This window comes from Rhizobium mesosinicum (assembly GCF_019511345.1).
In the GTDB taxonomy this organism is placed as follows: domain Bacteria; phylum Pseudomonadota; class Alphaproteobacteria; order Rhizobiales; family Rhizobiaceae; genus Rhizobium; species Rhizobium mesosinicum.
The window spans coordinates 214,135-228,077 of sequence record NZ_JAEUAK010000003.1 but is presented as its reverse complement, the minus strand read 5'-3'; the positions used below and the strand labels follow the sequence as shown (position 1 = coordinate 228,077).

Genomic DNA, 13,943 nt, shown 5'->3' with positions numbered 1-13,943 from the left:
TCAGGCGCTCCGCTTTCTCAGTGCCACAAGGGCAGCTCCGACGAACACGACAGCAAAACCGGCAAGAGCGATGAGGTTGGGCCAGAGTTCGGCAAGGCCGAGACCCTTTGTGATGACGCCCACGCTTAAGGGCTGATACCAGGCAGAGGGAAAGAGCAGCCCCATGAACCGCGCGCCCCCCGAGAGCGACGAGACCGGCACCAGCAGACCGGAGAAATTCACGGCCGGGACGACCGCGACGATCGCCGTCGCGAAGATCGCGGCCACCTGGCTGCGCACGAAGCTCGAAACGAAGAGACCAAAGGCCGTCGTCGCGAGGATATAGAGGATCGAACCCGCCGCAAGCAGACCGATGGAGCCCTTGATCGGTACGTCAAAGACGAGGCGCATCATCAGCACCAGCATCAGGAAACTGACGAAGGCGATCGCCACATAGGGAAGCTGCTTGCCGAGCAGGAATTCGATCCGCGTGACCGGCGTCGCCTGGAAATTGGCAATGGAGCCGGTTTCCTTCTCCTTGACGATGCCGAGCGCGGTCATAATGGCCGGGATCAATACGAGCATCAGCATGATGACGCTCGGCACGATCGCATTGGCGCTCTTGAAATCCTGATTATAACGGAACCGGCTTTCGACATCGACGGGATAGGGCTGTTCGAAGCGTCCCGAGCGCCGCGCCGAGACATCAGCGAGATAGGAGGAGACGAGACCGGAAACATAGCCGCGCGCTGTCTCGGCACGGAACGGCATCGCCCCGTCGATCGATACGGAGACCTCCGGCGCCTCCTGCCGCATGAGGTCGCGGCCGAAATCGGGCGGAATCTCGATGGCTACCATCAGCTCGCCATCCTGCAGCCGATGCTGCAGCTCCCCGGTCGAGGCAATCGGCGGCTGCTCCTGGAAATAACGCGAGCTCTGCAGGCTCTCCACCAGCTGCCGGCTTTCTGACGATTGATCCTGATCGTATACGGCGAAAGGCAAATGCTCGACATCGAAGGAGATGCCGTATCCGAACGTGAGCATCAGCAGGACCGGCCCTAGCAGAGCGAAGACGAGCCGCGCCCGGTCGCGAAGGATTTCGATCGTCTCCCGTCGCGCATAGGCAAAGAGCCGGCGAGGGTCGAAGAGCCGTGTGGGCAGGGTGGTGCCGCCGGCGAGCGCAGGGCTTCCGGCATCGGCGTCGGCGCCCTCACCCATACCCGCCTCCGTCAGCACGTCTATGAAAGTTTCCTCCAGCGTCGCCTTGCCCCGCTGTGCGCGCAGTTCGCCAGGGCTGCCGATCGCCAGCACCTTGCCGGCATGCATCAGCGAGATGCGGTCACAGCGCTCTGCCTCGTTCATGAAGTGCGTCGACAGGAAAATGGTGACGCCGTCGCGCCGCGACAGCGTTATCAGCGATCGCCAAAAGGCATCTCGAGCCACCGGATCGACGCCGGATGTCGGCTCGTCGAGGATCAGCATTTCCGGCTTGTGGATGACGGCTGCCGCAAGCTGGAGACGCTGACGAATACCGAGCGGCAGGTCTTCCGGCCGCTGGTCGGCGAATTCGCCGAGATCATATTCGGCGAGCATCTCGCTGAGGCGCTGGTCGATATCTGCTGCCGGCAAGGCGAATAGACGCGCATGCAGCCTGAGGTTCTGGCGAACGGTCAACTCGCCGTAGAGGGAGAATGCCTGCGACATGTAACCGACGCGCTTGCGGGTTTCAATGTCGCCGGCCTTCAGCGGCTGGCCAAAGAGCTTCGCAGCGCCCTCGCTCGCCGGCAACAGCCCCGTCAGCATCTTCATCGTCGTGCTCTTGCCGCTGCCGTTGGAGCCGAGGAAGCCGAAAATCTCGCCTTTAGCGATACGGAAGCTGACATGATCGACCGCGACGAAATCGCCGAAGCGGCACGTCAGGTCCTCTGCCTCGATTGCCGGCGCTCCGTCGACGATCACACGCGGCGTGACGGTCAGCGGACGACCATCCAGCTTGCCGGTCTTCGGCATCAGCGCCGTAAAGGCCGCCTCCAGGGACTGTTGGCGCGCTTGCCGCATGATATCGCCGGGGCTGCCAGTCGCGATCAGCTTGCCGGCGTGCAATGCGGCAAGCCAGTCGAAGCGTTCGGCCTCCTCCATATAGGCGGTCGCGACGATCACGCTCATCTGAGGCCGGCGCTCACGAATGTGATCGACGAGCTCCCAGAACTGTCGCCGCGAGAGCGGATCGATGCCGGTCGTCGGCTCGTCGAGGATCAGCAGATCGGGATCATGGAGGAGCGAGGCGCAGATGCCGAGCTTCTGCCTCATGCCACCCGAAAGCTTACCCGCCGGCCGATCGCGAAAGGGCAGCAAGCCCGTCATTCGCAATAGCGCGTCCATGCGACCACGGCGCTGCAGATCGTTCTGGCCGAAGAGACGGCCAAAGAAATCGAGGTTTTCCGCGACACTCAGCGTCGGGTAGAGATTGCGTCCGAGGCCTTGCGGCATGAAGGCAAGGCGGGCACGGGCGCCACGGCGATAGCGCCAATCGGCCATGTCGCCGCCAAGCACTTCGATATGCCCCTGCTGGATGCGAGTGATACCCGCCGCAAGGGCAAGCAACGTCGATTTGCCGACGCCGTCGGGGCCGATCAGTCCGGCCATGCAGCCGGCGGGGACAGCGAGCTCGACACCATCAAGTGCGGCAATCCGGCCGTAACGGTGCGTCACGCCCGTGAAGCGAACGGCCGGCTCGCTCATTGCGGCAGCTTCACTTGCAACTTGGCTGGCCAGGCCGACTTGGGATCGGTGCGGACATAGCCGATCCCCCTCACACCCGTCTTGACGCGCGATTCATAATCCTTGAGCAGATCGGGTGCGATCTTCAGCTTCACGCGAAAGACCAGCTTCTCCCGCTCGTCCTGCGTCTCGACGGTCTTCGGTGTGAACTGTGCCTGCGAAGAAACGAAGGAGACCGTCGCCGGCACGACATATTGCGGCGCCGGATCGAGAATGATGCGCGCCTCGTCGCCGATCGCCAAGGTGCCGGCAGCACGAGCCGGCAGAAAGATCGTCATTGACACGTCGGAGAGATCGAGCAGGGTGGCAACCGGTGCACCCGCGGCAACGACCTCGCCGGTCTGAGCGAGCTTATACTCGATGCGGCCGCGGCGCGGCGCCTTCAGCACCGCGTCGTCGAGCAGAGTTTGAATCCGCACCACTTCCGCCCGCGCCGCTTCGGTTGCCGCCTCCGCCTCGTCGCGGCTTGCGAGCGCTGCCCTTTGTGCGGCTTCGGCGACGCTCAGCTGGCTGCGGCGCAATTCGAGTTGCTGCATCGTGCCACTGCCCGTGTTGCTCATCGATTGCGCGCGCTCGAACTCCTGCCTGGCAAGTGTCAGCTCGCTTTGACGCTGGGCAATCGAGGCCTCTGCTTCGATCTGGCTCGTCTCGCTGCGGCGAACCTGGGCTTTGGCGCCGGCAAGTTGGGCGTCGAGATCTGCCGTATCGATCCGGGCGATCGGCGCGCCGGCATCGACGATCTCGCCTTCCTCGACAAGCACCGCCGCAAGCCGACCGGCGAATTTCGTCGAAATCAGCACCTGCTGGGCTTCGATGCGACCGTTGGACATGAAGACATTTTCCGGCAGCCGAGGGCCGATCATCTTGTCCCAGAGGGCCTCGAATCGAGCCGAAAAGACCTGCGAGCGATCTTGCGCAAGGCCGGGCTTACCGATGCCAAGGAGAAAAGCGACGGAAATCAGGACACAGAGCTGTTGCCTTCTCAATTGCGGAGCCTCCAATCGAACCCGTGCGGACGTTGCCGATACGGTCTTTTATTGGCGATCGCCCCCGCCATCCTTGACATATGTCATCTGCGGGTATGGCCAGTGTGCGTAACGATCGTGCCCATCGAGGAACGCCGCCGGCAACACCACAAGCGGTAGGTGGCCTGACTTCATCTCTGAAATCTCCTGTGCGGCGGCTTGACCGACATCGACGCGGGTGCCGCGCGCTGCGCTTTTGCGATGGATCAATGCGGCGGCGGATGTCGCCTTCATCATCGCGCCGGACAATCATTGCGAAAGGATGAAGATCATGACGGGCAAGATGATGAAGGCGGCAGTGGTGCGTGAATTCGGCAGGCCGCTTGCGATCGAATGCGTGCCGGTGCCTGTTCCCGGGCCGGGTGAGATCCTGGTGAAGGTGGTCGCCTGCGGCGTCTGCCACACCGACTTGCACGCAGCCGACGGCGACTGGCCCGTCAAGCCGACACCACCCTTCATTCCTGGTCACGAAGCGGCCGGTATCGTTGCCGCCCTCGGCTCCGGCGTCACCGAATTCAAGGAAGGCGATGCCGTCGGCGTCGCCTGGTTGCACGACGCCTGCCTGCGCTGCGAATATTGCGAGACCGGCTGGGAAACGCTTTGCGAGCACCAGCACAATTCCGGCTACAGCTGCGATGGCGGCTTTGCCGAATATGTCATCGCTTCGGCAGCCTTTGCCGCACGCCTTCCTGATGACGTCGATTTCGCGCAGATCGCGCCGATCCTGTGCGCCGGCGTGACGACCTACAAGGGCCTGAGGGAAACCGAAGCCCGGCCCGGCGAATGGGTGGCGATCTCGGGTATTGGGGGCCTTGGACATGTTGCGGTCCAATACGCCAAGGCGATGGGCTTCAAGGTCGTCGCCCTCGATGTCGCCGCCGCCAAGCTCGACCTCGCCCGCGAAGTCGGTGCGGACCTTGCGCTCAACGCGCTTTCTGAAGACGTGATCGAAAAGGTATTGAAGGCGACGAGCGGCGGTGCGCACGGCGTGCTCGTCACAGCCGTCTCCCCGCCGGCTTTCTCGCAGGCGCTCTCCATGGTGCGCCGGAAGGGCACCATCAGCCTTGTCGGGCTGCCGCCGGGCAACTTCGCGACTCCGATCTTCGACGTCGTGCTGAAGCGCATAACCGTGCGCGGCTCGATCGTCGGTACGCGTCGCGACCTCGACGAGGCGCTTGCCTTCGCCGCCGACGGCCGCGTCCGGGCCGAGATCACCAAGGCGCCGCTTGACGATATCAACGATATCTTTGCCGGCCTGAAAGCGGGAACGGTCGAGGGCCGGATGGTGCTGGACATCGCCGAAGAGGCGTCGGCATGAGCAACAACTGCAGCCACGCCAATTTTGGCGGTGATCCAAGTATCGGGCATCCCGGTCGTTAACGCTGCCCAGTTGGCCGCACGGGGCTGCCTATCCGACGAAAGGACGAAGGGGAAACGGCGAGGGCCGGAGCACCTGCCCATCGAATGCAATGGTGCTGGCGCCTCTGAAATGCGTATGATCGGGCTTTTCCCCCCGCCCCTCCCCGATATCGGATCCACAACCTATATCAAGGCGGATTCCAGTTCGCAGTATTCGCTGCCCTTACACGGAGACATGTATGAGCCAAGATCCATACGAGCTTCTGGGCGTGAAACGGGATGCCACCCAGAAAGACATTCAGGGGGCATTCCGCAAGCTTGCCAAGAAGCTCCACCCCGACCTGAACCCCGGTGACAAAAAGGCCGAGGCAAAGTTCAAGGAGATTTCTGCCGCCTATGAAATCCTAAGCGACGAAGACAAGCGCGGCCGCTTCGATCGCGGCGAGATCGACATTACCGGAGCCGAACAGGCGCCCCGCAGCTATTATCGCGACTATGCCTCTGCGAGCGGCCCGGGTAGCGCCTATCACAATGGCGCCGGCTTTGCCGATTTTGGAGACGCCGACGATCTGTTCGCAAGCTTCTTCTCCCGCCGCGCTGGCGGCGATCGCGCCGGCGGCCAGTTCCGCGCGAAGGGCGAGGACCGGCGTTTTTCGATGGAAGTGGATTTCCTCGACGCCGTGAACGGCACTCAGACCCAGGTGAAGCTGCCGGACGGGCCGGCACTCGACGTCAAGATCCCGCCCGGCACGCGCGATGGCCAGACGCTACGCCTGCGTGGCAAGGGAGAACCAGGCTTTGGCGGCGGGCCGGCCGGCGATGCGCTGATCGAGGTCCGTGTGCGCCCGCACCGTTTCTTCACCCGGGACGGCGACGACATCCGCCTAGATCTGCCCGTGACCTTGAGGGAAGCGGTCCTCGGCGGAAAGGTGCGCGTACCGACGCCCTCTGGACCGGTCAACCTGACGCTGCCGGCAAATTCCAGCAGCGGCAAGGTCCTGCGCCTCAAGGGCAAAGGCGTTGCCAAGCGTGGGGGCGAAGCCGGCGACGTCTATGTGACGCTGAAGATCATGCTGCCCGAGCAGCCGGACGAACAGCTGACCGCCTTCGCCAGGGCGTGGACAGCAGCCGACACGCAGGATCCGAGAAAGAACATGGAGGCCTGACCATGGACGATCGCGAATTCCGTCTCTACCTCAAAATCGACGTCACCGAACTCGATCTGTGGGTCGAGCAGGGCTGGCTGGCCCCCGATATTTCCGAGGGCCGGCGCCGGTTCCGGGATGCCGATCTCGCTCGCGCCCGCCTGATCCTCGACCTCACCCGCCAGATGGGCGTCAACGAAGCAGGTGTGGACGTCGTCATGGAGCTCATCGATCAACTCCACGGCATGCGCGGCGCGATGCGCGGGCTTGTCGTCGCCATCAACCGGCAGGAGGCCGAGATCCAGCAACGCCTACTCGCCGCGCTCGACGAGCTCGACGACAGCAGCCGCTGATAACTTCACTTCGAACTTTGACGGCGATCAAGGCCGGACTTTACGCGGCATGGAGAATGACGGGACGGGCAAGCCAGCCCGTCTGTTCTGGGGAGCAGGTTCTCCCTCCTGCCGGGAAACGTCGTTGCGCAGACTTCTGTTGATTATCCTCATTCTCATGATCGCCAGCATATTCAGCATCCTCTGGATCAAACCGCGGGCTGATAGCGCACACCCTGTCCTCCATCAGAACTCGGTGATCCAATAGCGGCTATTCCTCGAGTTTGACGCCGATCAAGGCGCAAGACTTCAAAAGCGCGCAACCAACATCAGTGGCTATGCTCTATTCTACCCCCGCAGCAGAGGACGAAGAAAGATGCCGAAAAATCTGTTCGGTTTCGTACTCCTCATGGGTCGCCGTCATCAGATCGCGATCGCTGCTCTTTCCATCATCCTCTTTCTTGCCGGCACAGCGCCCCTGGAAGTCCAGAGACGCATCATCAATGCGGTGACAGGCGGGACGCCCTATCCCGCCATCCTCCTCCTCGTCCTCGCCTATCTCGGCCTCGTCCTGCTGGAGGGCGCGACCAAGCTGATGCTGAACCTTTATCGCGGCTGGATCGGCGAAGTCGCGATCCGCTGGCTGCGCTTGTCGGTGCTCTCCGTATCGGAACACTCAGGGGAGGCGCCGATCGATGCGCTTGCCGAAGGCGTACAGCTCTCGATCGTGCTCGCCGAAGCCGAACCCGTCGGCGGCTTCGTCGGCACCAGCATCTCCGAGCCGCTGCTGCAAGCCGGCATTCTTGTTGCTGTCGGCGGCTATATGATTTTCCTCCAGCCGCTGATGGCGTTTGCCGTCGCCGTCGTTTTTTTCCCGCAGGTGGGCTTCGTTCCTCTGATGCAGTCGGCCATCAACCGCCGGGTGGCGAGCAAGATCACCGTCATGCGTCATGTCAGCGAAGGCATGATCGAGCAGGTGGTCACCAGCGAGGCTTTGAACGCTCAGAGCGACCGCGTCCAAACGCTCTTTTCGACCAATATGAGCATCTACAGGATCAAGTTCACGATGAACTTCCTGATGAACCTGATGACGCAGCTCGGATATGCCGGCATCTTTGCGCTTGGCGGATACTATGTCGTCACCGGCAAGACTGAGATCGGCACCGTCGTCGCCTTCATCTCCGGCCTTTCCAAGATAACCGATCCGTGGGGCGCACTGGTCGACTGGTACCGTGACCTGAAGGTTACGCAGGTCAAATACGCCATGATCCGCGATGCGAGCATCGATGCCGCGGCCGTGCAGGATGCCGGCCCCCTGCACAGGCAAGAGCCCGCACTGGTGCCCTGAGGGCTAGCGCCGCTTCCTGCCTCCGCGGAGTCGTCAGGTCGCAACGGGTGACGACGCAAGCATCTTCCCTGTGCGGCGCAGATTGTCGTGCCAGCCAAGCGCTTCCTCGATCAGATGCGGCGTGTGCCCGCCGCGCAGCAACGCCCGTTTGTAATAATCCGCCAGTGCCTCGCGATATTTCGGATGTGCGCAGTTGGCGATGATGACTTTCGCCCGTTCCCGCGGCGCCAGGCCGCGCAGATCGGCAAGACCGATCTCCGTCACGAGAATATCGACGTCGTGTTCGGTATGATCGACATGGCTGACCATCGGCACGACGCGTGAAATCGCGCCGTTCTTGGCGAGCGACTTCGTCACGAAGATCGACATATAGGCGTTGCGAGCGAAATCGCCGGAACCGCCGATACCGTTCATCATATGCGTGCCGCCGACATGGGTCGAGTTGACGTTGCCATAGATGTCGAGTTCCAGCGCCGTATTGATGGCGATGATGCCGAGGCGGCGGATAACTTCGGGATGGTTGCTGATCTCCTGCGGGCGCAAAACCAGTCGCCGCTTATAGCGCTCGATTGCCGAAAGCACCCGCATATGCTTCTCCGTCGAGAGCGTCATCGAGGACCCGGAGGCGAAATTGAGCTTGCCGGCATCCATCAGATCGAAGGTCGAATCCTGCAGCACTTCGGAATACATGGTGAGATCGTGGAAGGGCGTTTCAGAAAACCCCTGAAGGACCGCATTGGCGATCGTGCCAATGCCGGCCTGAAGCGGCAACAGGCGCTCCGTCAGCCGTCCACGCCGCACTTCGTTGAGCAGGAAGTCGGTGAGATGGCCGGCAATCGCGTTCGTCTCTGCGTCCGGCGGTTCCACCGTGGAGGCGCTGTCGCTGCTCTCAGTAAGGACGATTGCGGCGATCTTTTCCGGCGGGATCGGGATGAAAGGGACGCCGATGCGGCTGTCGGGCGCTACGACCGGGATCGCCTCGCGGCTTGGCCGTTTCGTCGGGATATAGATGTCGTGCAGGCCTTCCAGCGCTTCGGGCTGCGACAGGTTGATCTCGACGATGATCTTCGGCGCCAGGATGGCAAAACTCGCCGAATTGCCGACGGAGGTGGTCGGCACGATGGCGCCCTCCTCGGTGATCGCGGTCGCCTCGATGACGGCGATGTCGACGGGCGCCAACTGGCCGCTTCGCAGGAATTCGACCGTTTCCGACAGGTGCTGGTCGATAAACATCACCTCACCGTCATTGATCGCCTTGCGCATGCCGGGATCGGATTGAAAAGGCATACGGCGGGCAATGGCATGGGCTTCGACAAGCGTCCTGTCGAGATTGTTGCCGAGCGATGCGCCGGTCATCAGCGTAATCTTCAGCGGATCACGCTTTGCCTTTTCCGCCAGAGCCAACGGCACGGCCTTGGCCTCCCCGGCGCGCGTAAAGCCGCTCATGCCGACGGTCATGCCGTCTGTGATCAGCCTGGCGGCCTCGTCGGCACTGACGATGCGATCCCAGAGCTGCTTGCTCCGGAGACGATTCTTGAACATGGCGGATTGATCCTCAATGCGACAACAGAACGGGCAGCGTGGTATTGGCCAGCACAGCCTCGGTCGCGCCGCCAAGCACGAATTCACGCAAGCGCGAGTGGCCGAAGCCGCCCATGACGAGCAGATCGGCCCGCAGCTCGAAAGCCTTGGATTGCAGCGTTTCACCGATCGGCGTACTGCCTGCACGCGCCCGCACCGTCTCCGCCGTCACCCCGTTCTTGAGCAAGTTTTCAACGAGATGGTCGCCCGTATCGTGCCCGAACGGTTTATCGTCGGTGACCGACAGCAGGCAGAGCTTGCTAGCCCGCTCCAGGAAGGGCGAGGCGTCATGGGCGGCGCGCGCGGCGGCCCTGCTCCCGTCCCAGGCGATGGCGACGTGATCTATCCGCCCGCCGAACGGTGCGGCCGGATAGAGAACGAGAGGCCGGCCGGAGGCAAACAGAACCGCCTCGACGATCGGACGGGAAATACCGGCAGATTCCAGAAGCACGAGATCATAGGCACGCGATGCTTCAGCAAGAGTTTCGGCGACGAAAGGCTCACCCGTCTTGATCTCGCGCACGCGCAGATCGACGGAAGCGGCTTTCGCCTGATCGAGTACCCTTTGAACCAGCAGCGAGGCACGCTTGCGGCTCAGAGCCTCGGCGTCCCGCGCCATCTTCGCGGCATCGATGATCAAAGACGACAGCGCATTGGAAACATCGGGAATCGTAATTTCCACCGCGCAGACGGTGAGCGTCGCTTGCATATGGTGTGCAAGTGCGACCGCATTGGCGATCATGAATTCGGACGTCATATCCGGATAGGTAAGGAGTGGAAGAAAGAAGTGTTGTTTCATTGGGGACTCCGAACTGAACGTAGGCGAGACCAGATCCTGATCACTCTCGCATTTGTTCGGAGTCCCGCATTGACATGTCTCAATTCTGAAGGGGCGGGGCCATCTTGGGCTTGGGCGTTTCGGAGACTCAACCTGAGACCCTTGTGACCTCCTCACCGTCAGGCGCGCATGAGCGCCGCCTCGATTTCGCCGGGCGCGAGTCCCGTCATGTCTTTGGCGAGTTCCGCAATCAACCGCTCCGTCAGGGCAGGATGGAAATGGCGGCGCAGTTCGCCGAGCGAACGTGGATCGGCAATCACCATCAGCTGCCGGACGCGACCTTGGAGAGCTTCTTTGTTGAGATAGCTCGCGGCGGCGGCCACGAAATCGTCCTCCTCCATCCGCCGGCTGTCCGGGTTGGCCAGGCTACTGCGATGACGCGTACCAGAGCCTGCATTGACAGGCTCGAGCACGGGCTCTGCCAGCGGGGCCAGATCGATATGCGGCTCATGCCCCTTGTTTTGAAAAAGCTGCAGCCTTTTGCCGTCAACGACAGCAATAACGGCACCGTTCGGCACGATCATGTCTTTCTCCGCTTCCATATTCTATGAGGCTCGAGCCACCGCGACCGGCATGGGCTCGATGGCTGCTGAATTCAGGCCGATTTGAAAATGCGCCTGCCCGCCGGATTGGCCTTGATGTGCATCAATCTCGTGTAGATTGGATGTTACCGGACGCCATCGTGAGCCCTCATGTCAACAGAAAGCCGGCAAGTCCGGCAAGAGCCGCGGCAAGGGTTGCGACCGCCAGGCGAACCGCGTAGGCAAGGTTTCCCATGACTGCCGCAAGAATGACTTTCGCGAGAAGATTGGCGAAAGCCGCAACCGCTATGGCACGGGCGCCCGCATCCGCAGGAAGCTGCGTTGACGTGAGATTTGCAACCGAAAGCGTTATCGCGTCGAGATCGCCCAGACCCGTCACGAAGGCAAGGACGGGCAGCGAGTTTGTTCCGAAGACGGTCAGGGTCACCCGCGTCAGGATCGTCACCACGGCAAGGACAAGGGCAAAGCGCAGAGCGACCCTGACCTCGAGCGGGTTTCGCGGCGAGAAGTCGGGACTCTCGTCCGGACGGCGGAGCGCTCCGGCAAAGCCGCCAGCGATAACAAAGGCTGCAGCCGCTGGGGCGAGCAATGGCGCAAGGTCCCATAGAACCGCCGGCGCAACGACACCGCAGATCAGGAGCGCTCTTGTAAGGGACACCGCTCCCGCCAGCATCGCCCCGGCTGCAAGGAGCGGCGAGAGGGCAGGCATCTGGATCGACTGGCGGGCAAAGGAAAGCGTCAACGCCGTCGAGGACACGATGCCGCCGCTTGCGCCGGTCATCAGGATCCCGGCGCGGGCGCCGCCGATCCTGATCAGGATATAACCAAAAAAAGAGACGGCGCCCACAAGGATCGTCATGATCCAGAGGTCGAAGGGATTGATCGCCTGCCAGGGATCGATCGGTTCGTCGGGCAGGATGGGCAGGATGACGACCGTCATCGTCAGCAGGATCAAGGCGGCCCGGAGTTCGAGCCAGGTCAGCCGCCGCAGAAACCCATGCAACGGTTCGCGCGCCGCAAGGAGGGCCGTTATTGCAACGGCACCCGCTGCAGTTACCGTCATGTCGGCAACGACGGCGCTGAAACCAAGCACAAAAACCGAAATCGCGGCAATGGCGGCGGTCGCGCTGTAATGCTCCTCGCGCGCTGCCTGCATGGAGCTGAAAACCAGAATTGTGATGCAAAAGAACACAAAGACAGCCGTCGGCAGGATCGGTCCGGTCGCAGGCTGCAGGAAACCGCATAGGCCGCCAAGGAAGCTCGAAAGGCCGTAGGTGCGAATGCCTGCGACCCTTTCACCGGGTGCCGCCTCGCGCTCCTGCCAGCCGCGTTCGATGCCAACAAGGACGCCAATCGCAAGCGCCAGACTGAGGCGCTGAAATGCTTCCGTTGTCATCAGTGCTGTCATCATTGGTTGGTCCCGTCCCTCAGCGGCCCTCGCACGGCCTGGTGCCGCAAAGCACCGATATGCCGAGGACGACGAAGAGGACGCCGCAGATCAATGTTTCAGCGTCATGGACGATCCATGGCGAAGCGATAAGCCAGATACCGGTCAGAAGGTTAGACCATTCCTGGGATAGGCGGTAGGATGCGAGCGCGGCCGCGCTGCGGATGACGACGCCAACCTCACAGACAGGGACAGTCGGCGGCCGCCGCTCCGAGAGGAATGGAGTGCGGGCCGCAACGCCCAAGTGCCCAGGACGCGGCAATGGCGATCGTCCAAGATAAAGCGATATGTCTTGCCAGCGACGACGGTCCATCTCTCGGTCTCCCTGCTGCTGCAAAGCCAATCACCACACATGTCTTCACGCATTGCGTTCGATCAAAATTTCTCCTGAGCGGGAATTCCGTAAGAGCGAAGGACCGGGGGTGAGCCGTCCTTGACACCAGTCAATGCCGGTTTGCCGCGATTTCGGGATCATGGCATTATGAACATGAGGAGCAGTTCATGAAGGCTATGATCCTGGAGGCAGTCGGGATGCCCCTGCGGCCGGTCGACCGGCCGGATCCCGTGCCCGGAAAAGGACAATTGATGCTGCGGGTTGAGGCCTGCGCGGTCTGCAGGACCGATCTTCATGTCTGCGACGGCGATCTCGCCAACCTGAAGCTGCCGCTCGTTCCCGGCCATGAGATCGTCGGCGTCGTCGAGGCTGTCGGGGAAGGAATAGCTGTCTCGCGCCTGGGGCAAAGGGTCGGCGTGCCCTGGCTCGGCCATACATGCGGCCGTTGTTCGTTTTGCAGGAGCGGAGACGAAAATCTTTGCGATGAGCCGCAATTTACCGGCTATACCCGCGACGGAGGCTTTGCCACCCATGTAGTTGCGGATGCCGACTATGCCTTTGTGCTCGACAGTGCGGCCGATCCCGTCGCGCTAGCCCCGCTCCTCTGCGCCGGCCTGATTGGCTGGCGTTCTTTGAAGAAGGCTGGCGACGGCAAAAAGATCGGGCTCTACGGGTTCGGCGCTGCCGCGCATATCATCGCGCAGATCTGCCGCTGGCAGGGCCGCGACGTCTACGCGTTTTCTCGGCCCGGCGATGAGGCGGCACAGCGCTTCGCACTCGACCTCGGCGTCGTCTGGGCGGGAGGCTCAGACGAGCAGCCGCCCGTTGCACTCGATGCGGCAATCATCTTCGCACCGATCGGCGAACTCGTGCCTTCGGCGTTGAAGGTCGTACGAAAGGGAGGCCGGGTCATCTGTGGCGGTATTCATATGAGCGATCTGCCCGCAATGCCCTACGCCCTGATCTGGGGCGAGCGAAGCGTGGCCTCGGTTGCCAACCTGACGCGGAAAGATGCTGAGGAATTCTTCCCCGTCGCCCTCCAGGCAGGCGTCCATACCCACACGAAAATCTATCGGCTTGCAGACGCCAATGCAGCACTCGACGATCTGCGGGCCGGGCGCCTGAGCGGAGCGGCTGTCCTGATACCCTGAAGGGCACCTCGATCGCTGCATAATCCGAATTCGCTCGATGCGTTCAGACCTGAGACTGGCAAGGAATTGCACCGAAGAGAA

At 62.2% G+C, this 13,943-nt stretch carries 12 protein-coding genes; 5 read left to right on the top strand and 7 right to left on the bottom strand.

Annotated features, from left to right (window positions below; translation table 11 throughout):
- Together rbbA and JNB85_RS08725 are read right to left on the bottom strand one after the other, a co-directional pair.
- Positions 1–2,721, bottom strand: coding sequence for a ribosome-associated ATPase/putative transporter RbbA (gene rbbA, locus JNB85_RS08730; RefSeq protein WP_220333933.1), 2,721 nt, complete (start codon positions 2,719–2,721; stop codon positions 1–3).
- Positions 2,718–3,746, bottom strand: coding sequence for an HlyD family secretion protein (locus JNB85_RS08725; RefSeq protein WP_220333932.1), 1,029 nt, complete (start codon positions 3,744–3,746; stop codon positions 2,718–2,720). Before JNB85_RS08725 ends, rbbA begins: the two co-directional genes overlap by 4 nt.
- A gap of 310 nt (positions 3,747–4,056) precedes the next feature.
- Between JNB85_RS08725 and adhP the strand changes: the two genes are divergently transcribed.
- From adhP to JNB85_RS08705, 4 genes are all read left to right on the top strand, one after another.
- Positions 4,057–5,103: an alcohol dehydrogenase AdhP gene (gene adhP / locus JNB85_RS08720; protein ID WP_220333931.1), complete on the top strand. Its 1,047-nt coding sequence runs from the start codon at positions 4,057–4,059 to the stop codon at positions 5,101–5,103.
- Between the two features lie 280 nt (positions 5,104–5,383).
- Positions 5,384–6,310: a DnaJ C-terminal domain-containing protein gene (locus tag JNB85_RS08715; RefSeq protein WP_220333930.1), complete on the top strand. Its 927-nt coding sequence runs from the start codon at positions 5,384–5,386 to the stop codon at positions 6,308–6,310.
- A gap of 2 nt (positions 6,311–6,312) precedes the next feature.
- Positions 6,313–6,642 carry a chaperone modulator CbpM gene (locus tag JNB85_RS08710; protein WP_220333929.1) on the top strand — a complete coding sequence of 110 codons (330 nt, stop codon included), beginning with the start codon at positions 6,313–6,315 and terminating at the stop codon, positions 6,640–6,642.
- Between the two features lie 355 nt (positions 6,643–6,997).
- The gene (locus JNB85_RS08705; protein WP_220333928.1) at positions 6,998–7,969 is read left to right on the top strand and encodes an ABC transporter ATP-binding protein; all 972 of its coding nucleotides are present in this window, start codon (positions 6,998–7,000) and stop codon (positions 7,967–7,969) included.
- Between the two features lie 33 nt (positions 7,970–8,002).
- Here the strand turns inward: JNB85_RS08705 and JNB85_RS08700 are convergent, their stop codons facing one another.
- The 5 genes from JNB85_RS08700 to JNB85_RS08680 form a co-directional block, all read right to left on the bottom strand.
- The gene (locus JNB85_RS08700; RefSeq protein ID WP_220333927.1) at positions 8,003–9,511 is read right to left on the bottom strand and encodes an acetyl-CoA hydrolase/transferase family protein; all 1,509 of its coding nucleotides are present in this window, start codon (positions 9,509–9,511) and stop codon (positions 8,003–8,005) included.
- A gap of 13 nt (positions 9,512–9,524) precedes the next feature.
- Positions 9,525–10,349: a universal stress protein gene (locus JNB85_RS08695; RefSeq protein ID WP_220333926.1), complete on the bottom strand. Its 825-nt coding sequence runs from the start codon at positions 10,347–10,349 to the stop codon at positions 9,525–9,527.
- Positions 10,350–10,507: 158 nt separating this feature from the next.
- A complete protein-coding gene (locus tag JNB85_RS08690) occupies positions 10,508–10,912 on the bottom strand; it encodes a baeRF12 domain-containing protein (protein WP_220333925.1) in 405 nt (134 codons plus the stop codon).
- Between the two features lie 166 nt (positions 10,913–11,078).
- Entirely contained in the window at positions 11,079–12,341 is a 1,263-nt protein-coding gene (locus JNB85_RS08685; protein WP_220333924.1) for an MgtC/SapB family protein, read from the bottom strand.
- Between the two features lie 16 nt (positions 12,342–12,357).
- A complete protein-coding gene (locus tag JNB85_RS08680) occupies positions 12,358–12,690 on the bottom strand; it encodes an SPW repeat protein (protein WP_220333923.1) in 333 nt (110 codons plus the stop codon).
- Positions 12,691–12,878: 188 nt separating this feature from the next.
- Here JNB85_RS08680 and JNB85_RS08675 point away from each other — a divergent pair, with 188 nt between their 5' ends.
- Complete coding sequence (locus JNB85_RS08675) at positions 12,879–13,862, top strand: zinc-dependent alcohol dehydrogenase family protein (RefSeq protein ID WP_220333922.1); 984 nt, start codon at positions 12,879–12,881, stop codon at positions 13,860–13,862.
- The last annotated feature ends 81 nt before the right edge of the window (positions 13,863–13,943 follow it).

What these genes read in the sequence shown, in the direction of transcription:
- JNB85_RS08675 (WP_220333922.1), top strand. Translation starts at nt 12,879, where the DNA reads ATGAAGGCTATGATCCTGGAGGCAGTCGGGATGCCCCTGCGGCCGGTC.
- rbbA (WP_220333933.1), bottom strand. Translation starts at nt 2,721, where the DNA reads ATGAGCGAGCCGGCCGTTCGCTTCACGGGCGTGACGCACCGTTACGGC.
- JNB85_RS08680 (WP_220333923.1), bottom strand. Translation starts at nt 12,690, where the DNA reads ATGGACCGTCGTCGCTGGCAAGACATATCGCTTTATCTTGGACGATCG.
- JNB85_RS08695 (WP_220333926.1), bottom strand. Translation starts at nt 10,349, where the DNA reads ATGAAACAACACTTCTTTCTTCCACTCCTTACCTATCCGGATATGACG.
- JNB85_RS08685 (WP_220333924.1), bottom strand. Translation starts at nt 12,341, where the DNA reads ATGATGACAGCACTGATGACAACGGAAGCATTTCAGCGCCTCAGTCTG.
- JNB85_RS08715 (WP_220333930.1), top strand. Translation starts at nt 5,384, where the DNA reads ATGAGCCAAGATCCATACGAGCTTCTGGGCGTGAAACGGGATGCCACC.
- JNB85_RS08700 (WP_220333927.1), bottom strand. Translation starts at nt 9,511, where the DNA reads ATGTTCAAGAATCGTCTCCGGAGCAAGCAGCTCTGGGATCGCATCGTC.
- JNB85_RS08710 (WP_220333929.1), top strand. Translation starts at nt 6,313, where the DNA reads ATGGACGATCGCGAATTCCGTCTCTACCTCAAAATCGACGTCACCGAA.
- JNB85_RS08690 (WP_220333925.1), bottom strand. Translation starts at nt 10,912, where the DNA reads ATGATCGTGCCGAACGGTGCCGTTATTGCTGTCGTTGACGGCAAAAGG.
- JNB85_RS08705 (WP_220333928.1), top strand. Translation starts at nt 6,998, where the DNA reads ATGCCGAAAAATCTGTTCGGTTTCGTACTCCTCATGGGTCGCCGTCAT.
- adhP (WP_220333931.1), top strand. Translation starts at nt 4,057, where the DNA reads ATGACGGGCAAGATGATGAAGGCGGCAGTGGTGCGTGAATTCGGCAGG.